The organism is Ruegeria sp. MALMAid1280, from assembly GCF_049195285.1.
Classification (GTDB): Bacteria; Pseudomonadota; Alphaproteobacteria; order Rhodobacterales; family Rhodobacteraceae; genus Ruegeria.
This window is the reverse complement of record NZ_JBMIRT010000043.1, coordinates 1-24943: the sequence shown is the minus strand read 5'-3', so window position 1 is coordinate 24943 and position 24943 is coordinate 1. Positions and strand designations below refer to the sequence as shown.

The following is a 24943-nucleotide window of genomic DNA, read 5'->3' as shown; positions in this document are numbered from 1 at the left end:
AGGCTAGGGCCGCCGAAAATATCAAGGTATAAGAGTGTTATGACCGAAACCACGATTTCCAGACAAAAGAGATCATATGCCGATGTGACGGCGGGGTTCCGCATCGAGACAGCGGCAGCGGACCTTGCCGGTGATATGATTGCGGGAGTGAATGCCTGCGTCGAGTGCTGTGACCGGCACGTCCCGTCGGGCGGCGTCGCGCTTGACTGGATCAGTGAACGTGGCGATCATCGCGCCTTTTCCTTCGCGGAGATGCAGGACCTGTCCGCGCGCGTTGCCAATATGCTGACCGCAAGGGGCGTCCGGCCCGGCGATGTGGTGTCCGGCATGCTGCCGCGCACCCCCGATTTGCTGGCGGTGATCCTTGGCACGTGGCGTGCCGCGGCAGTTTATCAGCCGCTCTTCACCGCTTTTGGCCCCAAGGCCATCGAACAGCGGCTGCAGACCAGCCAGGCCAAAATCATTGTCACCGACTTGGCAAATCGCGCCAAGCTGGACGATGTGCCCAACCGTCCGATGGTCGCAGTTGTTCTGGATGGGCACGAAACCGCACCCAACGGCGATGTCGATTTTCGCTCGGACATCGCAACGCAGAGCACAGAGTTCGAGCCGGTGCCGCGCAAGGGTTCGGATCTGTTCCTGATGATGTCCACGTCGGGCACGACCGGCCTGCCAAAGGGCGTCCCGGTGCCACTTTGTGCGCTGATGTCATTCAGCACCTACATGCACGATGCGATTGACTTACGCCCCGACGACGGGTTCTGGAACATTGCCGATCCGGGCTGGGCCTACGGGTTGTACTATGCCGTTACAGGCCCGCTGATGATCGGTCATCAAACAACTTTCAGCCAAGCGCCGTTCACGGTTGAGAACACCTATGACATCATTGGCAAACTGGGCATCACCAATTTTGCCGGAGCGCCGACGGCGTTCAGGATGCTGGTCGCGGCCGGTCCTGACGCCGCGGCCCAGATCAAGGGCAAGCTGCGCGTCGTAAGCAGCGCGGGCGAGCCCCTGAACCCCGAAATCATACGCTGGTTCCGCGCCCATCTGGACGCTCCCATCCATGACCATTATGGCCAGACCGAGCTGGGGATGGTGGTGAACAACCACCACGGGCTGGATCATCCTGTCCGACCTGGTTCAGCCGGGGTGGCGATGCCGGGATACCGGGTTGTCGTGCTGGACGATCAGGGCCGCGAATTGTCACCGAACAGCCCGGGCACCCTGGCCGTCGATATCGAGAAATCGCCATTGTTGTGGTTCACCGGCTATCACAAAAAGGAAACACCCGCGATCGCGGACGGGTATTACCGAACCGGTGACACGGTCGAACTCGAAGCCGATGGCAGCGTCGGCTTTATCGGCCGGGACGACGATGTCATCACCTCGTCAGGATATCGGATTGGACCCTTCGACGTGGAAAGCGCGCTGATAGAGCACGGCGCGGTGAACGAAGCCGCCGTTGTTGGTGTTCCTGATCCCACGCGAACCGAAATCGTAAAGGCTTTCGTCGTGCTTGCGAGTGGAATAGACGGCTCGGCAGAGCTGGTGGAAGAGTTGCAGCTTTACGTCAAAGAGCAGCTTTCAGCCCATGCCTACCCTCGGGCAATCGAATTCGTTCCGAACCTTCCCAAGACCCCCAGCGGCAAGATTCAGCGTTTTCTGCTGCGCCAGGCAGAGATTGAAAAACAGACGGACTCTTAGCATTCGGTAAATGTTCGCCACGGTGAAAAGCAGCCATAGATTTCAATAATACGATTGGCAGCGTCCTCCCGCGAAGTTTTTAGTTCGGGCAACAAGCCTCGCCGCGCTCTATTAAATGGCCGGTTTTCTCGCCGCGTTACCAAAGCCAAATTTCCGCAACCGCCGAAAAATCCGCGTAGCGTGCACTTGCAGCAAGATTTTGACACTTCCGCTCAGGGCTCCTTGCGGCCATTCTCCGCAACTAGCATGATTGGCCGGTCACAGCCCAAACCGGAGCTTCACATCCAAGCGTGGTGATTTCCGTGTTGCGGGACTTTCCGGACCTTTGCTATTGCAGCTTTTGCTGACGCAGCATCCACTCGCAGGTGCGGCACACCCAACGTTGCGTTGCAGTTGAGTCGCCAATCCGGACATTCGCGGACGTCGATTTCCCTAGAATCAAGAACGCACTTTCGCCGCAACCAGGCCAGACCTTCGACATGCGCAACTTAGCTGCCATCCAACTTTCAAACCACGCGCTCAAAAAGGTAGGCGAAAGCAGGGCGGGTGTAGGCGACTCCCCGGTTGGTTGAGAACAACAACTCTCGTGTGACTTCCGCGGACTTCTTGGGTTGCAGAAATTCAGACAAGTCGGCCTGTGAGACGCGGTAATCTCCTGACCGCGAAAGAACGACACCAGCCAACTGATAACGCTTGTCGAGGGACGCAAGGGCTGCGTCACCATGGCTCGGGTTGACCAGTAGGTGGCCGCCAACTTTGAGGTACTTGGTGCAGTGTTCTGAAAAAAGCCCGGCGTAAAGAGAAATCAGTAGGTCAATGGAGCGTTCAGGTAGGGAAAGTCCGCTGTAGTCAGAGTGTATGAATGAAAACCGAGCGTTGGACGGCGCAGAAACTTGAGCTTCGACTATTTCCTTTACACCATCTTCATCTTCAAAGAAGCGTTTGGCACGTCGGTCCATGTCAACATAGGTGACATTTGGAAAGACGAATGACGGCGCAATATCTACGAAACTGCCAGCATAGAGAACGGTTTCTGGGGCTATGACCTCTCCCGCAGCGCGAAAGAGCCGAAGTCTATCGTCGTGATGTTGGTATTGCTTGTCCCAAAGCTTCCGGGTGAATTCCTTCAAGATACGCTCCGTCTTGTGCTGGTCAGGCCCCGAATATGCCACGACGAAAACCAGCGAACCAGATCAGCCTAGGGCAGTCCTATTTATGTAACTTCGGGCTCTGACCACGATTTCGCCGCCACTAGGCCGAACCACGGCTTTTGGGACGCGCGTGGCAGCGCATCACTGGAAACGTCGCAGGATCAACCCCTTGGCCAGAGCTTTCGATGGCCGGTCTCTGTCCAGCATAACAAGGGTCGTGCTGCCCAAGCATTCGGCGGCTCAGAGCCCACTTTGACTGATGCTGCGCGATGTACGAACGGCAGATTCTCGTGGCTACGCCGCGTATACGCCACTGGCGGCGATCATTACGCAAGGACCAGTGAAACGGCCGTTCTTCTCGAATTGCCCCAACGCACTTTCGACTTCGCTCCAAGCAGCTTCTTTGGCACTTTCATCCAGGTCGCTCAGCATTTGATGCAAAGCACCAAAGCTCTCCTGCTCAAACCGAAGACATTCCTTCGCGCTTTCAAGCATAACAGGCGCTTCGATTTTCCGACTTTGAATGTCGGAAAGTCCCGCCTGCTCAAACACGTCTTCAATGACCCCAGGTTGGCCGAGACTGAAAGGCCCCGGAACCCCAGGAGCGGGTGGAGGTAGTCCGGCATGTTTCCGAATGACCGTTACCGGATCAGAAAAGAAGCGGCACTCTTGGGGTGTTGCGTAGACCAAAGCACCGACGCGCCCACCGGGTTTGAGGGCGGCCATCTGTTTCCGCACCGATCCAATCTGGTCGGGAAAGTAGATCAGCCCGACTCGCGAAATGACGGCGTCGTATTGGTGCTTTCCCGTTTCGGGACGTTCGCCGTCCATCACCTCCGCAGATGCGTGGGCCAGCCCAGCGGCTTCAAAGTTGGAAGCAGCCAGTGTCGTAAGTTCCTCGGAAATATCAGTGGAAACTACTCGCCCTGTTGGTCCAACACGAGCAGCGCTTTGCAACGCATCTTGGCCTGAACCGCCCGCCACGTGAAGAACGTTCGAACCCGATTCCACAAGGCACATATCCAATAACGTTTCCGTAGCTGGACCTAGCCAGGTGTCTAAAAGTGGTCCCCATCTGTTCCATTGGTTCGCGACAGCATTCCACTGTTCCATGGTCGAAGCCTTGAAGGCATCTGCATCAAATTGCATTGGGGATCTCCTTATGGTCCGACCCTGTTTGATCAGAGTGTTGAAACTGAGGTCGTCGACGAAAATTGAATGATGACGCATGCGTCTTGTCGGCGCCAAACATCCACGCCCGGACCACATGCTGCTACTTCGCGTTCAAACCCAATATCCGCCAGAATGTGCGGGGCGCTCAAAGCAAGGCGCTCCAGGTGCTCTTGCAGCTGCTTGTCCAGCGCTTCTACCCCCGACGTAGGGATTAATTTCCTGCACGATGCCAATACATCTGCGACTTTTGTGATCGACAGGCCATTCTCAAGCAGACTGGTGAACATGAAAATTCCCTCATATTTTCTGACTTGACTGAAGGATGCCGCGATCTGAGACTTTCGAGCAAACCAAGCTTTTGCATCCAAAGGATCAAAAAAAATGAGCCTATCGCATGGTAAGACTACCACCCCTTAACGCCCTAAGGGCTTTTGAGGCTGCCGCACGTCACCGTGGCTTTGTGGGTGCGAGCGAAGAACTCAATGTGACGCGCGGCGCGATCAGTCGGCACGTCAAGCTGCTGGAAGACCATTTGGGCGTTCAGCTCTTTGAACGGCTGGCTCAGGGCGTCCGGCTCACGCCGGCAGGCAAAGCGCTTCAGCCCACTATATCGGAGGCCTTCGGCATGATCGGGCGCGCGGTGGAAGAAGTTTCCGGGGATACCGACGAGTTGCGCATCGTTTGTCCACCGGGGACATCAATCAGGTGGCTGCTGCCAAAGTTGGAAGGCTTCAGGGAAGCCTATCCAGAATTCAATGTACGTCTAACCACGGATTTCTATCCAGACGGTGGCTTCGATCCAATCATTGCTGATATCGGTTTCTCGATATCCAACTTGTCGAACCGTTCGCATGGTCTGGAGGTGCAGACACTTTTTCCGATCCTGCTCACCCCGGCCTGTACGCCGGACTATCGTCGTCGAAAGTCGCTGACGTCTCCTGAGGCGCTTGCCGACTGTGAACTGCTGCACGAAACAAGACGGCACTCTGACTGGAGGACATGGGTCGATGCTTTCCACAACGTCGGCGTAGACCCAGCTGACGGTCAGGAGTTTCCTAACATTGACATCGCAACCAAAGCGGCCGTCATGGGTGTTGGAGTTGTGATGGCCGACCTCGTTCTTTGTCGCGAAGAATTGCAATCGGGAACGTTGGTCGCCCCGTTTCCGGACATGGTGTGCAAATCGCCTGACGGTGGCATCTGCCTCCTTGCAGGGCGTCACAAATGGCATTCTCCCAAAATTGCGGCGTTTCGGGCATGGGCCTACGAGACTGCGGAGGCCGACCGGTCTGCTACTGAACAATTCTTGCAAAGGTAGTATCTGTGCAAACCGAATACTGTCATTCAACCGATAGCCCGCAATGACGGCTTCGTCCGGCAACCTCGCTGCATCCCGAACGAATGGCCGCGCTTCACGCCGCATGGCGGCGCTGAAGATGATGCAATCTCGGCGGTTTTGGTGCTGCGAGCGCACGCAGCGAGAAATGGCAATGGCTGCCTTGGGCTCTCTGCCGAGCAATGCCAGCCCAGCAAGCAGCCCGGCCAAGGCGTCACAAGATCGGCTGTTCGTCATGGCGGTCAAACTCTTGATTCTACAACACTTGATCCGACGCGCAGCCATTCTGGTTTCAGCAACTGTCATTCGCGCGAAGAGCGGCGAAACTTTAAAAGTGAGCCCCCAACTTAACTGATGCTGCGGCGGGCACCAAGGGAGACAAGTTGCGCAAACCTGCCATTCCAACAAAGTTCAGGCTTTGAAAATTGCAATCTCCGCTCATGTGATCGGCATCAATTTCCCGGATTGGGAGATCTGTGGTAGAATGGGATATATCTTCTATATTTTGAAAGCCTGTTTTCATGCACTCTGAAGAGCTTTTTCGCTTTGTCGCTGTGCGCGCCCCGCGCGCACGACGCCGCCCGATCGACAGCCTGACGCTTGTTCAAATTTCTCCGTTCACTCGGACCCTGCTCGACAACCTGCGCGATGACCGGCCCCGCGTGTTGGCGTTGGCCACCATCGACCGGTTTCTGGAAGACGAGCCGGATCGCTTGCGCGGCGATGATGATCCGATCATCGCCGGGCTGGTCGAATTTCACCGCCGGGTGCTGCGCGAACGTCCCGAAGACAACGCCGCCGCGACAGAGCTTGCCCGTGAAACCCTGGGCGATGTTCCGGCAGTTCTCGTGTCGCAGTCTGATTATCTTGACGCAGTCACCTTCGCCCGCGACGTGGTTCTGGCGCTAAAGGTCCGGTCCGATGGGCGGCCTGGGCGGTTGGCTCACTACACCAGGGCGATGCAGGCGGCGGACCTGATCCGGGTGCTGGCCTCGGATAGTGACGGAATGAGCTTTGCCGAGATGCGGGCCATTTTAAGAGCGCCGATTTCACTACCCGATGAATTCGACGCGCTAAGGGAACGCGAAACGGACTTCAGGGTCGAGGCCGAACCCGAAGCCCCGGATCGGGCACCAGAGGTTGCGCAGCTGGCGGCGTTGGAACGTGCCGTGACCGAACTGGCGGCCGCCACCGGCAGCCTGGAGAGGCGCGATGGCGGTGCCGACAGTCCCGCCCGCCTCAACCTGTCGCGCGCCGCAAGCAATCGCCTGTCACTGCGCGTGCGAAACCTGCTCGACGAGGAAGATATCGACGTCGAGCGGGATGACTTCGTGGAGGTGCTCGATGCCGTGGTCAGCCGACGCAATGCGCTTGCCACTACGCTTGCGCCCGAGGTGGATGAGGAAGGTGACGATGACGAGGGCCGGTTCGTGCTGGCAAATGCCGTCATGCCGGTGCCATCCAGTTCGCCGGCACTGCCAATGGATCCCTCGTTCGCAGATCCCACCACGATGCCGCCCACCACCATCGGCCCGCTGCGCCCGACCGGCGTCGGGTCCCTGTTGAAGGTCCGTCAGCAGATCAAGCGTTACGAGGCATCCGACATCAGCCATGTGCAGAATGTCATGCGATCCGAATCACGCAACCGTTCCACCAGACGCCTGCGGCGGACGGAAGAGACCTTTCTGATCGAGGAAGAAAACACCACGGAGGAAGAGCGCAACCTGCAGTCAACCGACCGTTTCGAGATGAAGACCGAAATGGAAAGGACGCTCTCAAATTCGCGGGAATTCTCGGTCGGCGCGACTGTCTCGGCAGGCTATGGGCCGTTCGTGCAGGTCGAGGCCTCAACCGAGTTTGGCACCAGTTCCTCGTCGGAACAGGTCGAGCGGACAGCATCGTCCTTTGCCCGCGAGCTGACCGAACAGACGGCCAGCCGGATCACCCAGCGCCGCCGTACACAGCGCAGCACCACGACACTGGAGGAGTTTGAAGAGAACAACAGCCACGGCTTCGACAACACCAGCGGTGATTCCCACGCGATCGGGGTCTATCAATGGCTCGACCGCATCTATGACATGCAGGTTTACGATTATGGCCTGCGGATGATGTTCGATTTCACCGTGCTGGAGCCTTCGACGATGTATCTGAAGGCCGTGGAATCCCAGATCGTCAAGCCGGGGGGAATGAAGGAGCCGAAGAAGTTCAAGCTGCGACCGGACGAGATCACTGAAAGCAACTACACGACATACGTCGCCCGCTACGCCGCCGAGGGGGTCGAGGCGCCACCGCCCCTGCAGCGCACGCTTGCGCATTCCTTCTCGCATTCCTCTCCTGACGGAAACTGGGTGGATCACTCGGCGGATGCCATGTTGATCGTACCCGAAGGATACCGGGCCTTCCGCGCGCAGGCGGCCATCATGATAGACGAGATCTCCTCGGACGCTCTCCCACCAAGTTTCGGCGGCGGCGAAGAGACCTTCGCACCTCCTTCGGAAAACCGCGTGGACATTCTTGTTGCCAAGAACCGCTTGTTCAAGGTGCAGCGGGAAGACGAGACGACCGAGGACCAAGTCGACGCGTTCAGCCATGCCGAAGGCGACCTGCCGCTTTCGGTCAACGCGGTCAACATCCGCACCTTCGCGGCAACTGTCACGATCGACTGTATCCGCACGCCTCGGGCTATGGAGCAGTGGCAATTGACGACGCACGAAGCCCTGACACGCGCCTATCACGCCCGCCGCGCGGAATACGAAGAACGGCTCGCCACCCTGGCCGTCTCGCAAGAGGTGCAACCAGAGGGGCGCAATCCCACCTTCAACCGGATCATCGAACGCAACGAGTTGCGCCGCATTTCGCTCATCATGCTGACCGGGCAGCGGTTCAAATCGACCTCGGTTCCGCTATCGCCGCAAGCCGCAGAGTTTGATTTTCAAAGAATGCTGCGATCGGGCCGCTATGCGCAGTTCTGGGAAACCGCGATCGATTGGCAGAACATGGATTACCAGTTCCTACCCTATTACTGGGCGCGGCAATCCACCTGGGGCCGCCTGCTGACCGAGAACGCCGATCCGATCCATGCCGAGTTCATCCGCGCCGGCGCCGTTCGGATTCGCCTGTCCGTGACGCCTGGCTTCGAGGCGGCGATCCTGCATTTCCTTGAAACGGGGGGCATCTGGTCGGGCGGCGAATTGCCTGAAGTCACGACACCGGGCTACATTGCCTTTCTCGACGAGATCGCTGAACGCCGTGATGAAGAAGAAACGCCCGCAACGGACCTTCCGCTTGGCGGCGGTCCGCCTACCGAAGTGCCATGGGGTCTACCCTGGGAGATTCGTCTGCCGACCACCTTGGTGCGCTTGCGGCCCGACGATACGCTGCCAGAATGGGAGCAGATGGAAGACGGCACCTGGCAAGCCGTGAACTAGGGATTGCGTGCCGTGGCAAAGAGCCCCCCAGGTTTCAGGTCGGCTGCCGCGCGCGGCGGTCCGCTGACAGAACGCCCGCCACCGCGCACGGGCAACAAGGTCACACCGCTGATCGACGGAACCGCCATGCTTAAGGCGCTGGAAGATGCGTTGCTGAAGGCGGAAACCAGTATCGAGATGGGCTATTGGCAGTTTGACCCGACGATGAGTTCGCTGACTAAGTTCGCGCTCGATCCAATCCTGCATAGCGACATTCCGGGCAGCGATGTCGTGACGGAGCGACCCCTTGCCATGTTGCTGATCGATGCGCTGGCGCGTGGTGTGGAGGTCAGGATCATCCTGAGCGACTTCGATCCACTTTTCGAGTTCGAGCTGCATTTCGACGCCTGGGATTCCTATATACGGCTGCTTTTGACCCTTGCGGATTTCGTGCGCCGAAGCTCTGCCATCGACCCGGCGCTGTTCCAGATGATCTGTGCGCGGCATCCGGCCACGCTTCAACCCGGCGCTTTGGCGACCCTGACCAAGACGAAGGCCGATGCCGACAAGCTGGAAAAAGACCTGGCCGAAACCCAGCTGGATGAGGTGCTCTCGACTCTGAACGACCTGCTGACGAGCATGAGCCGAAGCGATGTGCTGGACAAGTTCAACGGGATGCCGGGCCTTTGGGACCTGATCGAGTTCGACACGGGCGCAGGTGCCTTCAAGGCCAGCGCGACGCCGCCGTTTCCGATGTCGGTTGCCTCGCATCACATCAAGCTGTGTGTGGTGGACGGGAAGCGCGCGCTGATGGGCGGGATGAACCTGAACGGGCACCTGCTGGTCAGCGATCCGGCGCACAAGGTGGCCGCCCCTGATTTTGATCAGACCCATGACGTGCACCTTTTGGTGGAAGGTCCCGTCGCGCATGACTTTCGGCGCTTTTTCGTGGGCCTCTGGAACGCGAGCATCGACGAATTCAACGCGCATGTGGATGGCCGCAACCTGCTCGCGCCCGGCCCGCCGATCCCGCGCAGCGCCATATCGCCCATGAGTGTTCCCAAATCCTATGCCGGGCCGCGCGCCGGATCCGTAACGGTGCAGGCCCTGCGCACAGTGACGGGCCGGATCCCGTTGCCTTCGGCGGGTAGCAGCGCACCGCCATTGCCGGAAGACCTGGCGCTTGACACAAGGGATGCCTATCGGCACCTGATCGACAACGCCAAGCAATATATCTACATTGAGAACCAGTATTTCCGCTGGGCACCTTTGGCAAGCCGGATCGATCGCGCGTTGAAGCGCGAAAAGGCATTGGAAGTGATCGTCGTCCTGCCGCATCGCAGCGAAGAGGTCGGCGATCCGGTCACCCTGCATGGCAATGCCATCCAGTTCGACGAGATCGGGAAACTGGCCCGCGCGTTTCCCGGCCGTTTCGGGGTATTTACATATCTCTCTCCAACGCGGGTGCCGACGAGCTTTCAGGCTTTCATGCGTGCGGCGCCGGTCTATGTCCATTCCAAGATCATCGTCGTGGACGACGCGGTGGCCATTGTCAGTTCCGCGAACCTCAATGGGCGCAGTGTCATGGTTGACACCGAAATCGGGCTGATCTGGGCTGGAACATCTTCGGTCGGCAGGTTTCGCAAGGCGCTCTGGCAACATGCATTGGGAAGGGTCACTGACCAAGGCAAGCCGGGCGAGTTCCTGGTGCGCTGGCGCTGGCGCGCGCTTCGCAACGCCTTCCTGGATCCCGACAAGCGCGTTGGCCTTGTTGCCGAGATGAACCCTTCCGACCTTGCCATAGGAATGCGCATCGACAGCCCGCTCAACGTGCTGATGCCAAGCGCCAAGGTGCTGGCCCCGGCGCTCGACATTTATTCAGCGACGCTTGGCACCGACCTTGCGGGCCGCGCGCCCTTGAAACCGGCTGCGCCGAAGCGGCCCGGCATAAGTTAGAATGAGCCATTAGTCATGTACTAAGACATTTCGTTTGCAACAAATCAGTCAGCACAGTGAAGCCATTTTCGACGATAGTCGATGATTAACGACACTTGAGTCCGACAGTGCAGGACTGGGGAATGGCGGCGTTTGGCGATGGCGTTCGCAACAAAACTGTGATGCCAATTGCCTATCTGTTGGAGGAGTGGGCCTATAGCTTCTTGCGGTCAAGTTGAATGTCCGAGATGCGCGGCTAGTGGCTATGCACTGAGCAAAGGCAAATGACCGTTCTGTCCGCGACTTTCGAGTCCGAGACCCATGCAGCGAAGGTGCGGTTAAGACGATGCCCCTGAAGCCGCTTGGGAATGGCCGCTTCGACGACCTCTGCTGTTGCGCGGCAGAATCGCCGCTGCGAATGCGAACGGATGCTGCGTCAGCAACAGCCGCGTGAGCGAAGGGCGGGTCTGTCCCGCAACACGGAAATCACCACGCTTGGATGTGAAGCTCCGGTTTGGGCTGTGATCGGCCAATCATGCAAGCCGCAGAGAATGGCCCCAAAGAGCCCAGACTTCGAATTCGATATGCTCGCTCTGTATGAAAATATTTGCGGATGCTCAATTTTCCGTGCCGCTGCGCAGCGCTCAGACCGGTCATTCAGCCAAACTGCGGCGAGGATCGTCCGGTCAAAGTTAGGGCTTGGCGTTTCGGCACTTACCTTTTTGGGGAACGCGTGTACCGTGACGACGCTCACGCCCAATTGGGCGACTATTGCGCTGCCGCATGGCAGCTCTTTGCTCCGACGCTGATAATCGTCCCGTCGAATTGTAACGAGAAGACCGAAAAAGTACGTATCGTGAAGATGACCAACAGGCAAATTGACCGGTCGTGGGGCGACGTGGGCATTCTCGGAAATCTCTTCAATGACGATACTGCAGTTAAGCGGTCATCGCCTTGTGTGGCGGCACATGACCACAAAAATCCAAATACAGGAGGCCGTTGCCGGCTGGTTCAAGGCGACCGCGATGTTACGGCCGCGCGCCCTGACGGTCCGGCATAACGTGCGGACTCTCTCAAAATCAAAGTTCCCGGGAACCGGCTGACCATGGGGTCAAGCTCGGGGTTTTCCATTCGCTCAATCAGAAGAGAGACGGCCTCCTGAATCATGCGGCGAATGGGCTGGCGGATCGTGGTCAGCATGTGCCCCGGCCAGGCGGCGGACGGAATGTCGTCGAAACCGACCAGGGAAAAGTCCTGGGGAACCTCAAGGCCAAGCTCGAACCGTGCGGCGTGCAGAACGCCCAGAGCCATCACATCGCTGGCGCAGAAAATCGCATCGGGGCGTTCTTGCCTCGCCAAAAGGCGCAAGCCCGCCTCGCGTCCCCCATCAAAGGTGTAATCGCCGCTTTCCTGTTGAAACGGAGCCAAGCCGTCTTCTGCCAAGCGCTCGGTGAATCCGGCTTCCCGTTCTTTCGTGGTGTCATCTCCGACATCGCCTCCGACAAAGGCAATCCGCTCGCGGCCCGCCTCTCGCAAAAGGTCGGCGGCAAGACGCCCGCCTTCGAAGTTGTCGATTTCGACCGAACTCACTTCAAGGCCCGTCGCGCTACGGTTGTAGAGCATGACCGGGATGTCCTGTGCAGCGCAGGCCTTGGCCATGTGATCGCTGAGGATCGCGGACAAGACAATCACCCCGTCGATCTTGTATTGCATGAGCGCGTTCAACGCGTCGTCGACTTCGGCCTCGCTATCGACCGTAAACAGCAACATATGCCAGCCACGGGCCTGCAAATAGTTGCTGAAATGAGCGATCGTGTTGGCAAAGAACGGGTCTTGAAGCCGCGTTACGATGACCCCGACCATGCCCGACCTCTGCGGCAGATCCTTGCGCGCGGACGACATGCTTCGTGCGATCGCATTCGGCTGGTAACCCAGCTCCCGTGCAGTATTCAGAATTCGTTTTCTTGTCTTTTCAGCGATGGGTGCGCCCGGCATAAAAGCGCGCGATACTGCAGATTGCGACACGCCCACTGCTTTTGCGACATCATAAGATGTAACTGATCTTTTTGACATTTTCTCCGGCGTCCTGTTCGGCGTCTCCAAGTCTCCTGACCATTTGTAACATCGACCTGTGGTGTTTGGAAACCCAATCCTGGCGCGCCGGCCATCTGAATTCGCGACGCCATTCATGTTTCTTGTCATTGACGGGTGCGCTTCATGCATGATAATGAATGCGCATGCACTATGGAATCGAAAGACTCACGCAATGCTGACCGAAGACGAAAAAGACGAGCTGTTCGAGGCAATCTGTGATGGCGACCGCGAAACCGTCATCGCCCTTGTCACCAACGCCCGCGATGCTGGTGAAGACCTGGGGGCGCTGCTGAACGACGCGATGATCCCGGCGATGGCTGAAGTGGGCGACCAGTTCTCGGCCGGTGAGGTGTTTGTGCCCGAAATGCTGGTGGCCGCGCATGCGATGCAAGGTGGCATCGACATCATCGAGCCGATCCTGGCCGAAAGCGATCACGAACCGGTGGCGCGTGTCTGCATCGGCAGCGTCAAGGGCGACCTTCACGACATTGGCAAGAACCTCGTCGTCATGATGCTGAAAGGGGCCGGATTTGAAGTAGAAGACCTTGGCGTCGATGTGCCGGACGAGGAATTCGCCAAGGCGCTGGAACGCGGCAACGAGGTTGTCTGCCTGAGCGCTCTTCTTACCACCACCAAGCCGCAAATGATAAGTGTTGTTAATCATTTGCGGGAGATATCCAACAGCGCCAAAATCGTCATCGGCGGAGCGGTCATCACGCAGGACTATGCCGACAAGATCGGCGCGGACGCGTTCGGAGAAGACGCGCCAAGTGCGGTCAAAGCTGTGAAGCGCGCGCTCGGAATGCCGGCCTGACCGACCCGGACATGAGCCTCGACTGCACGAATTCAGCAAAGGAAGACCGACTGTCACCGCCGGCGGTCACGTTATTGGAAACTGCAAGGGCGCGCCTGAAACGCCAGGCGCAATACAGCCGTGCTTTGTCCAAAGGCGGCGCCCGGGCCAACGCGCTGCAGCTTTGGCTGAACCATGCGAATGACTGTATCGCGGCGCTTGCCCGCCCCGAGGCGTTTTTCGTCCCCGTCAGTGCCCAACAAACCCCCGGCGGGGTGCGCCTGGCCGACTGCGTGACCCTGGAAGGGGCCGACCTGGAGCGTGATGTGGCCAACGGCGCGCAGGTCACCGCCTATCTCCTGACATTGAATTATTCACAATCTCAAGCGTTCGAGTGGCTGGATCGCGATTATGGTGCACATCACGTTCAGACCGACCTTGGCAGCGAGGTCCTCTTTGCGCTTGGACGCGAGGCGCACCGTCATTTGCGGACCAAAACGCCGACTGGCCGGCTGCAGCGCGTGCCGGTCTTGGCAAGCGAACAATGCGGCCAGAGGCGTGTCTGGAGTCCGGCCGATGTTCAAGCACTGTTGACCTGTTTCGAGGGCGTCAATCCGGGTGTTCGGGTCACCGACATAGGGTGCTTTTCGCCTCTGAATTCCATTCTGGGCCTTGCGTTGAACATACCCGATCGCTGAGAAATCGGTCTTCCGTCAGGGCTTTTCGTCTTTTGCCTCAAACATTTTCCCAAACCGCATTTGGTTGAACGGGTGGTCGGGGTGGGTGCCATAGACCGACTGGTAGGTGTCGTGTTTCAGGCCCAGGCCCTGCAAGAGTACGGCCAGAACCAGCCCCGCAAAAACGATACCGGCAAAAGCGATGGCAATCGGGGTGATCCAGAACTGGCTCAGTCCTGTGGCAACCGCCCCTCCGGCGCAGAACAGTGTGAAATACCCGGCTGTCTTGTGATAGGCCTCGAACCACCATCGCCGGGGCTTCATATCGAAATGGTCTCCGCCCCAGGTGCTGCGATCCTCCGGATTGGCCTGGGGATCCTTGCGACCGCCGTGGCTGCCTCGGTTCCAGGCGGAAATGCCCTGCAGCAGACCCAAGAACACGGTCGCGATGCCAAACCAGCCATGCAGCGTTCCAGAAAAGCCACCGCTCAGAACCATGGCAAACCCCACCCCGGCAAGGCTCAGGGCGATCATCGCATAAAGCAGATGCTTGTGCAGCGACCAAGGAAACTCGGGCCAGGCCCATTTGTGTGTACCGCGCGGGATGCCATAGGTGCGCGGTCTGATCTTGCCGAAGCGCAACAACATCACAGAAAACGGGACCAGAGCGAACCAGATTCCGAACATCAGAAGCGCGTGGTTTTCCCAATGGATCGGGATCGTGATGTCGAGGAGCGGAATGTGCCCCTCGGTCGGGATCTCATATTGCATGACCGACCTCCTGCAGTGCCTTTGCATTGAAGATCAGTCCGGGATCAAGAGTGCCCTTGAGGCCCGCCAGCACGTTTTGCGCCGAGACCACGCCCATCGCACGCATCGACTCCGCGCTGAGCGCGGCGGAATGCGGGCTGAACACCACGTTGGGCAACGAGAAAAGCACGTGCTTGACGTCAGGTGGCTCGGAGAGAAGGCAATCCAGCCCCGCCCCACCCGACGCCAGAGGCCCCTGCAACGCCACCGCCAGAGCGTCTTCATCAATCAGCCCGCCACGGGCCGCGTTGATTAGGATCGCGGTCGGTTTCATCACTGACAGTTCGTCTACCCCAATCAGCCCCATGGTCTCCGGCGTTGCCGGTAAATGCAGGCTCAGGAAATCCACTTCACCCAGCACGTCCCGCCAATCCGAAACGGAGTCGTAACCTGCCTCCGCCACCGCTTGATCGGCAACGTAGGGATCATGAACGCGCACGCCCATATCGAAAGCCGCCGCACGGCGCGCCACCTCGCGCCCAATGCGTCCAAAGCCCAGCAAAAGAAGCGATTTTCCCGACAGATCACTCATCCGGACTGTGTTGCGATAGTTCCAGTTGCCTTCGCGCACCGCCGCGTCGCCCGGGATGATCTTTTTGGTCAGGGCCATCATCATCGCCAGCACCTGCTCGGCCACGCTGACGGCATTAACGGGCCCCACAATCGTTACCGGTACGCCGCGCGCCCCCAGTTCCGCCGTTGGCAGATTGTCACAACCAACCCCATGGCGCGAAACAACCTTGAGGTTCGGCATTTCCTCGGCCATCGCGGGAGTGATCACCCCATAACGGATCAGCAACGCATCCGCCGTCGAGAGGCTCTCCATCGGCAGGTCAGCGCCCGGGTCTTCGAAGAGTTCGATTTCCAGTTCAGGTTCCGCCTCGAGCAGCGCCATGCCATCGGCGTGAATCTTCCCCGCGATCACCAGTTTGGTCATCAGAGCCCGTCCATTTCCATGATGTAGAGCCCCGCATTCATGTCGGTGGTGTAGATCAGTCCCTGCTTGTCGACATAGACATCCGTGGTATCCACCACCACGGGGCGGTTCGGGCGATAGTCCATCAGCTTCTTCGGCGCCGGAGGAACACAGGCGGCCACCTCCTCGGGGCGGAATTGGTTCGAGATGTCGTAAACCCGCAAACCGGCATTCTGATAACTCACGAACATCAGCTCTTCGCTCTGGAAGCCTTCGGACCGGTTCTCGTGTACGTTGTGCGGGCCGAACTGGCCGCCCTTGTTCTTGTAGTCCGCCTCGCTCGGCGGCAGGGTCGTGGCGATGGTGACCGGGTTCTCCGGCACCGAGATGTCGTAGACCCAATTGCGCTTGATGCCGTCCTCGCAATTGTCGGCCTGGCTTTCCTCCACCACGAACATGAGCCCGCGATCCAAGAGTGGCAGCGTGTTGTGGGTGTGGCCGGCAAAGGGCGGGCACGGGTTGTCGTGGCTGATGAATTTCGGGTTGTAGCGGTCCGAAACGTCGATCAGCGACATGCCCCCATCGCGCCACGCCGCCGCGCCCAGATCGCCCTTGATGATCGCGTGGTGCAGCGCATAGCGGTATTTTGGATCCCACCACGGTTTTTCCCCACCTGCGGTGTGCATGCCCTCGCGCCAGAGCTTACTGACCACCTCGGGTTTTTCCGGGTTACGAAAGTCGACAATCATGAAGATATCATCCGAGAACCCCGGTGGCAGCGCCGAGATATAGGCCCAGTCGCCGCCATCCCAGAACACCCGGTGCACGCCCAGCCCCGGCACGTCGAGGAAGGCAATCTCACGCGGATTTTCGCGGTCGGAAATGTCATAGACACGCATCCCCGCCGACCACGGCTTTTCCCCGGCAAAATCGACCTTGTCGGCGACTGAGCCCTTGTAATACTCCCCCGGATCAAACGCGCCGGAGGTCTCGACCTTCAGCATGTCGCACATGTTGTTCACGATCAGGATATCGCCATGGGTCTGCAGGTGCTGCGACCACGTGCCTTCGGGCTGGGGCATGTGTTTGACGAAGCGCGGATTTTTCGGGTCGCGCACGTCGATGATGGAAAAGCCGTTGTTGAACACATGGCCCACATAGGCATAGCCGTTCGAGACCATGATCTGGATACCATCGGCGCGGCCACCCTGATCGGAATGGCCTATCAGGCGGATGTTCTTGGCGAAATCGGGGGTTAGAAGGTCGGACATTGGCCTGTCTCCTCAGTCAGGTTTGCGCGCAGCCAGAGTCTTGGCGCCCGCGAAAAGTAAAGAATGGTCAGAACCGCTCAGATAGAAGCTGGCGCCCTTGTCGCGCCATGACCCCATGTCTTCGGCAGGGGAAACGAACAGGCCGGTCGCCGCGCCTTTGACGCCGAGGACGTCCGCAGCTTTTTCCGCCACGCCAGCGTCGTTGAAATCGGTCAAGCCATAGGACACCGTCAAGTCAGCCCGCCCTACGAACAGGGCATCGACACCGTCCACGGCCGCAATCGCCCCGGCATTCTCCACGCCTTCGCGATCCTCGATTTGGCAGATCAGCGAAACTTCAGCGTCGGCATCCGCCCGGTGCTGCGGCAAGGGCTTCGCGCCATATCCGCCCGCTCGGGTGGTTCCGGCAATTCCGCGTCCGCCGGGGACGTAGCGCATGGACCTTGCCAGCCGCTCGGCCTGCTCCACGCTCACCACATGCGGCACCACAACTCCCGCCGCGCCGCAATCCAGCACGTTCAGGATAAAGGCCGGGTTGTCGTCCGGCACACGGATCAGAATCGGCTTTCCCACCGCCTTGGCCGCCAGCATGCACGTGTTGATCGAGGCCTTGTCAAACGGCGAATGCTCCCCATCCAGCACGAGGAAATCGAGCTCAGTGTCCCCCAGAACCTCGATCACCGTGGGGTGGGGTGTCTTGATGAAACACCCCACCAGCTGTTCGCCCGTGTGCAGCGCCGTGCGGAATCTGGCGTTCGGGCTCATTCCCCGCTCTCCCGCGCCAGCCGCTCGAAATACGACGCCCTCGGCGCCAGCGCATCATCCACATCCAGCGGATACCTCCCCAGCTCGCGCGCCAGCTCAAAGAACTTCAGCGTGTTCTCGACCGGGATGTCGTGGCCGATATTGTGGCAGGGCGCGATGACATAGCCGCCATCGCCGCCCAGATCCTTCATCCGCCGCGCCACTTCCCAGCGCAGTTCGTCATGGGTCGCGCCAGGCATCATCTGCTGCACGTCCATCGCGCCGTGAAAGGCCAGACGGTCGCCGAATTTCTCCTTGATGACAGTGGTGTCTTCCATGCCCGAAGTCGAGGTCTGCACCGGGTTCAGAATATCCGCGCCGGTTTCGATCAGGTCTTCGATCAGCGGCAGCACCGCGCCGTCGGTATGCATCATCAGATAGCAGTTGCCCGCTTCCTTGATGTGCTGATGCAGCCTGGTGTGGAAGGGCTTGATACGTTTGCGGTAGACCTTGGGCGAGATCAAGAGCGAGGTCTGGCTGCCCAGATCGTCGGTGACATAAGCCAGATCGACATAATCGCCCACTTCGTCCATGAATCGGGTCCACATGCGGCACAGAACGTCGGTGATCTTGCCCATCAGGGCGTCCGACAGTTCCGGATTGATCACCAGATCCATGAAGAACTGCTGATAGCCGCGCATCTGAAGGGACGACATCAGGGGCCCCGCCTTGATCGCATCCGCGCCCAGCACATAGCCGGTGGTTTCATGAAGATGTTTGGCCCGCTCGCGCAGACCCGCGAATTGAGCGGGATCTTCGGGGTCCGGCCAGCAATCGGCGTTCAGAACATCCTCGGCGGTCTCACAATCCGCGAGCGGTGCCTTGGCAAGTGTGTCAACCGCATAGTGATCGCCGTGGGCACCCTTGTATGGCACGCCCCACATGTCGAAATACCCGCCATTTTCCAGGTCCTCACGCTCGGTCACCTGAACCCAGTTCGGCACGAGCCAGCGGAAATCGACATTGAAATGCTGTAACAGCGCCTCGTCCGGGACCACGGTTTGGGCCATGCGATCGAGAATGCGATCGCCATTTTTGAGGTCGAGATCAGGCAGGGCCTGGGCGAGTTCGGCATAATGCGTCTTGTGGATCGAGCCGATATGCTTGCCCATGTCCAAAGGCACCCATTCCGGCCCGGTGCGGGTCATTGCGGCCCTGAAGTTTTCCCTTGGTGTCATCGCCATCCCGGCATCCTTTTGCGTTGGTTGTCATTGCCGCCACTTGTTTTGGTGCGAATCGCTCGACTTGTATTGACTGCGCATTCATGTCGATGAATACACAGATTGATCAGACCTGTCCATAGTCCACCCATATTGCCGAAAACAGTCGCATATGAAATTACCAATACGGAAATCTTTTCTATTGCATGCGCATTCATTCGTGCTATGTGAAAAGAACCGGGCGGGATCGGAAATCATCTCCACCGGAAGGCATGGCGAGGGTGGAGGCTCCGATGGCGTTCCTGCAATTCGAAAACACCGGCACATCTGTCGGCCCAATATCGGCCAAACGTGAGATGGCCGATCTGCTGAAGGGCTATTCAATCGAGGTCATACCGCGAACTGCCGGGAAGATAGCCGATTTCCGGGATCTGCTGCCTCGCGGCACGCGTGTCTATGTCGCCCATATCGAAGGCACCCCGCTCGAAGAGATGGTTGCAACGGCACGGCGTCTGGCGCGCGAAGGTTATCCAGTCATGCCGCATTTTCCGGCACGGATCATCAGGGACAAGGCGACACTCGCCGATTGGATCACCCGCTATCAGGGCGAGGCCGGGGTCGATCAAGCCCTGTTGCTCGCTGGCGGGATTGACCAGGCGCACGGCGCCTATCACAGCTCCATACAACTGATGGAAACAGGTCTGTTCGACAGGGCAGGCTTCAAACGGCTGCATGTGGCAGGGCACCCCGAAGGCAACAAGGACATTGATCCGGACGGGTCGAGTAGGAACGTGATGCAGGCGCTCGGATGGAAGCAGGCCTTCAAGGAGCGCACCGATGCCAAAATGGCGCTGGCGACCCAGTTCTGCTTTGAATCTGGGCCGGCAATCAACTGGGCCAACGGCCTCGCCGAGGCCGGTATTGATATTCCGGTTCATATCGGTGTTGCCGGGCCGGCAAAACTGCAGACGCTCATCAAATTTGCCATCGCCTGTGGTGTGGGCCCGTCCCTCAAAGTGCTTCAGAAGCGCGCCAAAGACCTGAGCAAATTGTTGAAGCCCTTCACACCGGACGATTTCCTTGCCGAGTTGGCCGCACACAAGGCCGCGAATCCCGGGTTCAACATCGAGAAAGTTCATTTCTTCCCGCTTGGCGGCATCAAGGCCACGGCCAATTGGGCAATCGAGAACGGCGGCGCTTCAGCCGTCCCGGCCAACCAGAAGTAAGAGAAGCTGATGACCCGAACCATCGTGGAGAGCAAAACCAAAACTGCCGTCATCGGCTTCGATGAACCCTTCTGCGTGATCGGTGAACGCATCAATCCAACGGGTCGAAAGAAACTGGCTGCCGAACTTGAGGCGGGCGATTTTTCCTCCGTCGAGAAAGACGCGCTGGCGCAAGTTGCGGCGGGGGCGACCATGCTCGACGTGAATGCAGGCGTGGTTTTCAATTCCAATCCTAATCCAAACGAGACCGAGCCACGTTTGATGACGAAAATGATCCGGTTGGTTCAGGGTTTGGTCGATGTGCCGCTTTGCATTGATTCGTCGGTACCCGGAGCGCTGGAGGCAGGGCTTGCAGCTTGTGAAGGCCGTCCGCTGTTGAATTCCGTAACCGGAGAGGAAGAACGGCTCGAGGTGATCCTGCCCCTGGTCAAAAAGTACAACGTGCCGGTCGTGGCGATCTCAAACGACAACACCGGGATTTCCGAAGATCCCGACGTGCGGTTCGCGGTTGCAAAGAAAATCGTGGAACGCGCCGCCGATTTCGGCATCCCTGCGCATGACATCGTGGTGGATCCGCTCGTGATGCCGGCTGGTGCGGTGCCCACCGCAGGTTCGCAGGTCATCGCGCTGGTGCGCAGGCTTCGCGATGACCTCGGCGTGAACACCACCTGCGGTGCCTCCAACATCTCATTCGGGCTACCCAACCGCCATGGGATTAACAATGCATTTCTTCCAATGGCGATCACCGCAGGTATGACAAGTGCAATCATGAATCCGGTTGCCCTGCCTGTGGGAGCCAAAAAACTCGCCGAAAAGCGTGCCGAACTCGCCAGTGCCGGGATCCTCGTTCCCGAAGATATAGACCCTGAGGTGTTGGCAAAGATCACCGGCTTGGGCTCCACCCAATCCCGTGCAGGCAAAGAGATGGAAGCGATCCGAGCAGCGAACCTGCTGATGGGCCATGATGCCAACAGCACCGACTGGATCCGGTTCAACAAACCCGGCCAGAGCGCGGGCAAGTCCACCAAGTCCGGTCGCCGGTCGCGGCGATCCCGCGTCGATGTCACAACGTCGTCCTGATATCCCGCACCATACCAAGCCTGAAACCACGAGCGATGCCCGCCAATACAGGGCGCGACATGATTGTAGATCGGTCAACTGGACCTGTCACTTTTTTCGCGTCCTGATTTTCAGGTGTGACACCAGTGAAGGGCTGTTTGACTTTCGCTCTTTGGATTGGCTTGCAGCGACAGGTTCAGGGGAACCTTCTGCATCGCCAATTTCTTACGCCGCGTGCGCAAAAAGGCGGCTCTGTCCGCCCCACGATGATCTAATCAGGTCGCGGCGAAAGGGCGGCGTGAATCCCGGCCATCAGAGTGGCTTTCAATGACGGCTTTGGCGACATCGGCGTGCGACGCAGCAATGTGTGTGCCGCGCCTGCGAGCAGATGCTGCATCAGCAAACACCCGGAATGGCAACGGCGGAAAAGTCCCGCTCCCTGTAATTTGCCTTCTTCAACTTTGCTGCGGAATGCACGAACGGCAGTATTCCCCGCCGCGCTCCGATACCCAAAATTGTGCGTTCACAGAGAAATCTACGCTGTTTGCGCCTGCAGCGCAAAAATACAGTGCCCGGTGTGGGCTCTCTCGGTGGATCCGCCGCGCCGTGTGCGAAGGGCGGCTTTGTCATAATCCCTTAGAGCGTCATTTCGCCCCATTCCGCAAAAGACTCCGTCACGGCCAGTTTGACCAGATCGCATCCACGCAGTTTGCTGTCGATGGCGACATTGAAAAGCGCTAGGTTCCGTCTGGCGCGGATCGCCCAGACCTGCCTTGGCAACAGCGGTCGTTTCTGGCCAATGATCCGCCCCCGGTTCCAAGCCTTGTTTATCGGGGTGACTGCTGGAAGTTGGACTCTTGGCAAGATCTGCTCTCCGATCCCCCTTCGTGTCCAATCATCGGCACCGCGCTGACAGGGCCATTTTACAAGCAATGCTGGGCGACCGGTTCCGGGATCCAACCAAACTCGCGGATTCGCGCGTGCTTTGGCCCGCGCCGAGCCCAATTCAATGGTTGCCGCGTCCGGCAGGAACGACGGATTCTCCACATCGTTTTTAGTTTAAGCATGAGTTTGGCTGAGGTTAGTAACGCAGGTGTTTGCAACGTACCTGGACGGCAAGTCATCGGTAATAATTTATCAAATGTACTGCTACCAACCAAAGGGCTTGAAGCAATTATACCATGCGAAAACGGCGCGCCGGGATCAGCGTGCCACAAGGGTCAAAACCGGAAGGTCGCTCTAAGTTCCGCAACCACACCATAGCTGCCATCGAAGGTCGACTGAACCTCGCTGTTGAAACCGATGGTCCGCAGCCCGTCTGCCGAGGAATAGCCCACATCAAAACCCAGAAAACCTGCGGCCGCGTCTTCAGCGTTGGCAACAAAGGAAAACGGTGTGGCAGCCGCAATCGCATCGACTTCATCCGATCCCGCGTCAAAGGTTGCGTCGATCCCCACGGACAAGTTGAGATCGGTAATTCCACCGTCCGAATGCGCAAATGCCTGTGGGAAATTCACCTGAGGCCGCGTGTTGAACAACGACACTTTCCGATCTTCGACTGTCAGTGGCAGGTCCGTGCCGGTCTCGGTGTATTCATCCAGTTGCAGCAGAACATAGTTCGCCCGCGCGCTGAAATATGCCGGGATGGACCAAGCTTTGATGGGCGCTGAAACCGCAAGCGACGGGGCGAGGAACATACCATCGAAATCACCCTCGGCCTGATCGCCATTTACATTTCGTGTTGCCTCGTTGTCGGTTGCACCGGCCACAAAAGCCGCGTTCAGGCTGAAGCCACTGAAATCGCGCTTCCAATAGGCTCCACCGAAATAAGAAGTGATATCGGTTTCACCTGCATCCAAGTCCAGAGACACATGACTGTCGCTGTAGCCAGCCAGGAAACCCAGACTGCCAGTGTCGAGTATTTCGCCGCTCTCAACCCCGCCGACCAGACCGTAGAAGTGATGATCATAGCCGACGTTCGATCCGTCGGCCTCAACTTCGCGATATCCTCCCAGAACAGAAATCCAGGCCTGCGAGCCACTTTCCACACCGAAACGGTCCCACGATGCAAAACTCCGGCTGACTTGATTGTCTGGCGCCGAGGGCACAAGATCGGCTGTATCAATCGTGTTGAAAATCGCATCTGTCAGGTCGCTAATAAAGGTCCCTTGCGCAGCAAAACCCGACGTGTCCACCGCAATTGCGGTCAGCCCGCCATTGATCAGCATACCTGCCCCGCCAAAGTTGATGATTTCAGGTGCTGAAGCCAGATCACTATCGCCCATAACGCTCGAGTCATCTGCAAAGTCCACTGTCGTATTCAGACCTGCTGCGATGTTCAATGTGTCGATATCATTGGCGTTTGCGCCACCCATCCCGTCGTTTCCATTGCCGAAGTCAATCGCGCCATTCAGAATCGAACCGGGTAGGAGGGTCACTGTATCGTTGCCATCGTCGCGCAAGTTTATGGCAAGGCCATTGCTGCTGCTTAGCACGCCGCTGTCCACGATGGTTGCCGCCGCGCCGCCCGGTCGGTTGAACACGCGATTGGCATCCCTTGCAAAGTCGCTGGTCGCTGAAATATTGCCCGAATTGACGATGCTGATTGATCCAAGACCTTCTACCGAGACCTGAATACCCTGCCGTTCGGTACTGGTAATGGTGCCAGCGTTTTCAATCGCCGCATTGCCATCGCCATCTTTGTCAACAAAGACGCCGCTACGAACAGCCTGTCTGCCATTTCGGTCTCAATCCCCGGGTGCGCCAATCGGGAGACAAAGCCGCGTATCACGGCCGCATCACAAAGCAGGGCCGGTCGCACGCGCGAGAGATGCTGGTAGAGTCGGCCTGGTCGGCCTCCCGTACGCCCGGACCGCTCAGAGCCTTCTTTCGGAGGATCAGGGAAAAGCGCGGCAGTCAGATCGCAGCGGTGGCGACAACGAGAAAGCTGACGGTGGTCATCTGGCACATGCTCTCCAAGGGCGAAGAATATACCTGGAGCCGCCCCGCTTTCCTGGACTGGAAGCTGAGAAAGCTGGAACTGGCCTCTGGATACGCCTCTCACCGTGGTGGCAGGAAAAAGGGCTCCGCTGCCGACTACAGCCTCAAATCGGTACGAGATCAGGAAAGGGAGACGGTTGGTCACGCGGAAGAATTTTACCGCCGCTTCGTCGCCAAGTGGAAACAGCGATCACCAATGGCAAAGCCGATTTCACCTCAATAGCCCAACCATAAAAAGGGGCGCGGTACATCAAAAGCTCGTGTCAAATACATCCGTCAAGTATTTCCGCCTGACCATTTCACATGAGACCGGGCAACCAAAACTTTTCAGCATCTTGTTTATGGCCTTGATACCGGCCGTATTTGCTCCGCTTTTGTCGATGACAATCTTTCTCGGAAGGCTGTTGACCTCCAGCATCCGGGC

19 protein-coding genes and 3 pseudogenes are annotated in these 24943 nt (G+C 58.5%); 10 read left to right on the top strand and 12 right to left on the bottom strand.

What is annotated here, in order from left to right:
* Nucleotides 1-39 precede the first annotated feature (39 nt).
* Nucleotides 40-1707, top strand: coding sequence for an AMP-binding protein (locus ACOQFT_RS07795; RefSeq protein WP_421597379.1), 1668 nt, complete (start codon nt 40-42; stop codon nt 1705-1707).
* Between the two features lie 506 nt (nt 1708-2213).
* Here the strand turns inward: ACOQFT_RS07795 and ACOQFT_RS07790 are convergent.
* The 3 genes from ACOQFT_RS07790 to ACOQFT_RS07780 all read right to left on the bottom strand — a co-directional run bounded on the left by ACOQFT_RS07790 (nt 2214) and on the right by ACOQFT_RS07780 (nt 4318).
* Complete coding sequence (locus ACOQFT_RS07790; RefSeq protein ID WP_421597378.1) at nt 2214-2837, bottom strand: hypothetical protein; 624 nt, start codon at nt 2835-2837, stop codon at nt 2214-2216.
* A 315-nt stretch (nt 2838-3152) separates the two neighbouring features.
* On the bottom strand, nt 3153-4007 hold the full coding sequence (locus ACOQFT_RS07785; protein WP_421597377.1) for a class I SAM-dependent methyltransferase: 855 nt from the start codon (nt 4005-4007) through the stop codon (nt 3153-3155).
* Between the two features lie 32 nt (nt 4008-4039).
* The gene (locus ACOQFT_RS07780; protein ID WP_421597376.1) at nt 4040-4318 is read right to left on the bottom strand and encodes a hypothetical protein; all 279 of its coding nucleotides are present in this window, start codon (nt 4316-4318) and stop codon (nt 4040-4042) included.
* Between the two features lie 107 nt (nt 4319-4425).
* Between ACOQFT_RS07780 and ACOQFT_RS07775 the strand changes: the two genes are divergently transcribed.
* The 4 genes from ACOQFT_RS07775 to ACOQFT_RS07760 all read left to right on the top strand — a co-directional run bounded on the left by ACOQFT_RS07775 (nt 4426) and on the right by ACOQFT_RS07760 (nt 10730).
* Nucleotides 4426-5349: a LysR substrate-binding domain-containing protein gene (locus ACOQFT_RS07775; RefSeq protein WP_421597375.1), complete on the top strand. Its 924-nt coding sequence runs from the start codon at nt 4426-4428 to the stop codon at nt 5347-5349.
* A gap of 43 nt (nt 5350-5392) precedes the next feature.
* Nucleotides 5393-5722, top strand: a complete 330-nt coding sequence (locus tag ACOQFT_RS07770) for a hypothetical protein (RefSeq protein ID WP_421597374.1) — start codon at nt 5393-5395, stop codon at nt 5720-5722.
* Between the two features lie 166 nt (nt 5723-5888).
* On the top strand, nt 5889-8795 hold the full coding sequence (locus ACOQFT_RS07765; protein ID WP_421597373.1) for a hypothetical protein: 2907 nt from the start codon (nt 5889-5891) through the stop codon (nt 8793-8795).
* A gap of 12 nt (nt 8796-8807) precedes the next feature.
* On the top strand, nt 8808-10730 hold the full coding sequence (locus ACOQFT_RS07760) for a phospholipase D family protein (protein ID WP_421597372.1): 1923 nt from the start codon (nt 8808-8810) through the stop codon (nt 10728-10730).
* A 990-nt stretch (nt 10731-11720) separates the two neighbouring features.
* Here the strand turns inward: ACOQFT_RS07760 and ACOQFT_RS07755 are convergent.
* Nucleotides 11721-12899 (bottom strand): LacI family DNA-binding transcriptional regulator, encoded by a 1179-nt coding sequence (locus ACOQFT_RS07755; RefSeq protein ID WP_421597371.1) that lies wholly within the window; start codon nt 12897-12899, stop codon nt 11721-11723.
* A 76-nt stretch (nt 12900-12975) separates the two neighbouring features.
* Between ACOQFT_RS07755 and ACOQFT_RS07750 the strand changes: the two genes are divergently transcribed.
* Together ACOQFT_RS07750 and ACOQFT_RS07745 are read left to right on the top strand one after the other, a co-directional pair.
* The gene (locus tag ACOQFT_RS07750) at nt 12976-13617 is read left to right on the top strand and encodes a cobalamin-dependent protein (RefSeq protein WP_421597370.1); all 642 of its coding nucleotides are present in this window, start codon (nt 12976-12978) and stop codon (nt 13615-13617) included.
* Between the two features lie 11 nt (nt 13618-13628).
* Nucleotides 13629-14294 carry a hypothetical protein gene (locus tag ACOQFT_RS07745; RefSeq protein ID WP_421597369.1) on the top strand — a complete coding sequence of 222 codons (666 nt, stop codon included), beginning with the start codon at nt 13629-13631 and terminating at the stop codon, nt 14292-14294.
* 15 nt (nt 14295-14309) lie between these two features.
* On the opposite strand, the gene ACOQFT_RS07740 is transcribed toward ACOQFT_RS07745, so the two are convergent.
* The 5 genes from ACOQFT_RS07740 to ACOQFT_RS07720 are packed head-to-tail and all read right to left on the bottom strand — an operon-like array spanning nt 14310 to nt 19258.
* The gene (locus tag ACOQFT_RS07740; RefSeq protein WP_421597368.1) at nt 14310-15044 is read right to left on the bottom strand and encodes a hypothetical protein; all 735 of its coding nucleotides are present in this window, start codon (nt 15042-15044) and stop codon (nt 14310-14312) included.
* Entirely contained in the window at nt 15034-16020 is a 987-nt protein-coding gene (locus tag ACOQFT_RS07735; RefSeq protein WP_421597367.1) for an NAD(P)-dependent oxidoreductase, read from the bottom strand. The genes ACOQFT_RS07740 and ACOQFT_RS07735 overlap by 11 nt, the downstream gene beginning before the upstream one ends.
* A complete protein-coding gene (locus ACOQFT_RS07730; protein ID WP_421597366.1) occupies nt 16020-17270 on the bottom strand; it encodes an LVIVD repeat-containing protein in 1251 nt (416 codons plus the stop codon). Before ACOQFT_RS07730 ends, ACOQFT_RS07735 begins: the two co-directional genes overlap by 1 nt.
* A 12-nt stretch (nt 17271-17282) precedes the next feature.
* Nucleotides 17283-18035, bottom strand: a complete 753-nt coding sequence (locus tag ACOQFT_RS07725; protein ID WP_421597365.1) for an HpcH/HpaI aldolase family protein — start codon at nt 18033-18035, stop codon at nt 17283-17285.
* Nucleotides 18032-19258 (bottom strand): uroporphyrinogen decarboxylase family protein, encoded by a 1227-nt coding sequence (locus tag ACOQFT_RS07720; protein WP_421597364.1) that lies wholly within the window; start codon nt 19256-19258, stop codon nt 18032-18034. The genes ACOQFT_RS07725 and ACOQFT_RS07720 overlap by 4 nt, the downstream gene beginning before the upstream one ends.
* 269 nt (nt 19259-19527) lie before the next feature.
* On the opposite strand from ACOQFT_RS07720, the gene ACOQFT_RS07715 reads away from it, so the two are divergent.
* Both ACOQFT_RS07715 and ACOQFT_RS07710 read left to right on the top strand, forming a co-directional pair.
* On the top strand, nt 19528-20460 hold the full coding sequence (locus ACOQFT_RS07715) for a methylenetetrahydrofolate reductase (protein ID WP_421597363.1): 933 nt from the start codon (nt 19528-19530) through the stop codon (nt 20458-20460).
* Between the two features lie 9 nt (nt 20461-20469).
* Nucleotides 20470-21540, top strand: coding sequence for a methyltetrahydrofolate cobalamin methyltransferase (locus tag ACOQFT_RS07710; RefSeq protein ID WP_421597362.1), 1071 nt, complete (start codon nt 20470-20472; stop codon nt 21538-21540).
* Between the two features lie 648 nt (nt 21541-22188).
* Here ACOQFT_RS07710 and ACOQFT_RS07705 read toward each other — a convergent pair.
* Together ACOQFT_RS07705 and ACOQFT_RS07700 are read right to left on the bottom strand one after the other, a co-directional pair.
* Nucleotides 22189-22383, bottom strand: a pseudogene (locus tag ACOQFT_RS07705) (integrase); the annotation flags it as partial.
* Between the two features lie 356 nt (nt 22384-22739).
* Entirely contained in the window at nt 22740-24062 is a 1323-nt protein-coding gene (locus ACOQFT_RS07700) for an autotransporter outer membrane beta-barrel domain-containing protein (protein WP_421597361.1), read from the bottom strand.
* A gap of 173 nt (nt 24063-24235) precedes the next feature.
* Here ACOQFT_RS07700 and ACOQFT_RS07695 point away from each other — a divergent pair.
* Nucleotides 24236-24742 (top strand): annotated as a pseudogene (locus tag ACOQFT_RS07695) (transposase); the annotation flags it as partial.
* A gap of 39 nt (nt 24743-24781) precedes the next feature.
* Here the strand turns inward: ACOQFT_RS07695 and ACOQFT_RS07690 are convergent.
* Nucleotides 24782-24943: pseudogene (locus ACOQFT_RS07690) on the bottom strand (IS6 family transposase); the annotation flags it as partial.

What these genes read in the sequence shown, in the direction of transcription:
- ACOQFT_RS07770 (WP_421597374.1), top strand. Translation starts at nt 5,393, where the DNA reads ATGACGGCTTCGTCCGGCAACCTCGCTGCATCCCGAACGAATGGCCGC.
- ACOQFT_RS07755 (WP_421597371.1), bottom strand. Translation starts at nt 12,899, where the DNA reads ATGAATGGCGTCGCGAATTCAGATGGCCGGCGCGCCAGGATTGGGTTT.
- ACOQFT_RS07795 (WP_421597379.1), top strand. Translation starts at nt 40, where the DNA reads ATGACCGAAACCACGATTTCCAGACAAAAGAGATCATATGCCGATGTG.
- ACOQFT_RS07780 (WP_421597376.1), bottom strand. Translation starts at nt 4,318, where the DNA reads ATGTTCACCAGTCTGCTTGAGAATGGCCTGTCGATCACAAAAGTCGCA.
- ACOQFT_RS07765 (WP_421597373.1), top strand. Translation starts at nt 5,889, where the DNA reads ATGCACTCTGAAGAGCTTTTTCGCTTTGTCGCTGTGCGCGCCCCGCGC.
- ACOQFT_RS07715 (WP_421597363.1), top strand. Translation starts at nt 19,528, where the DNA reads ATGGCGTTCCTGCAATTCGAAAACACCGGCACATCTGTCGGCCCAATA.
- ACOQFT_RS07735 (WP_421597367.1), bottom strand. Translation starts at nt 16,020, where the DNA reads ATGACCAAACTGGTGATCGCGGGGAAGATTCACGCCGATGGCATGGCG.
- ACOQFT_RS07785 (WP_421597377.1), bottom strand. Translation starts at nt 4,007, where the DNA reads ATGCAATTTGATGCAGATGCCTTCAAGGCTTCGACCATGGAACAGTGG.
- ACOQFT_RS07730 (WP_421597366.1), bottom strand. Translation starts at nt 17,270, where the DNA reads ATGTCCGACCTTCTAACCCCCGATTTCGCCAAGAACATCCGCCTGATA.
- ACOQFT_RS07775 (WP_421597375.1), top strand. Translation starts at nt 4,426, where the DNA reads ATGGTAAGACTACCACCCCTTAACGCCCTAAGGGCTTTTGAGGCTGCC.
- ACOQFT_RS07710 (WP_421597362.1), top strand. Translation starts at nt 20,470, where the DNA reads ATGACCCGAACCATCGTGGAGAGCAAAACCAAAACTGCCGTCATCGGC.
- ACOQFT_RS07745 (WP_421597369.1), top strand. Translation starts at nt 13,629, where the DNA reads ATGAGCCTCGACTGCACGAATTCAGCAAAGGAAGACCGACTGTCACCG.
- ACOQFT_RS07740 (WP_421597368.1), bottom strand. Translation starts at nt 15,044, where the DNA reads ATGCAATATGAGATCCCGACCGAGGGGCACATTCCGCTCCTCGACATC.
- ACOQFT_RS07720 (WP_421597364.1), bottom strand. Translation starts at nt 19,258, where the DNA reads ATGGCGATGACACCAAGGGAAAACTTCAGGGCCGCAATGACCCGCACC.
- ACOQFT_RS07725 (WP_421597365.1), bottom strand. Translation starts at nt 18,035, where the DNA reads ATGAGCCCGAACGCCAGATTCCGCACGGCGCTGCACACGGGCGAACAG.
- ACOQFT_RS07750 (WP_421597370.1), top strand. Translation starts at nt 12,976, where the DNA reads ATGCTGACCGAAGACGAAAAAGACGAGCTGTTCGAGGCAATCTGTGAT.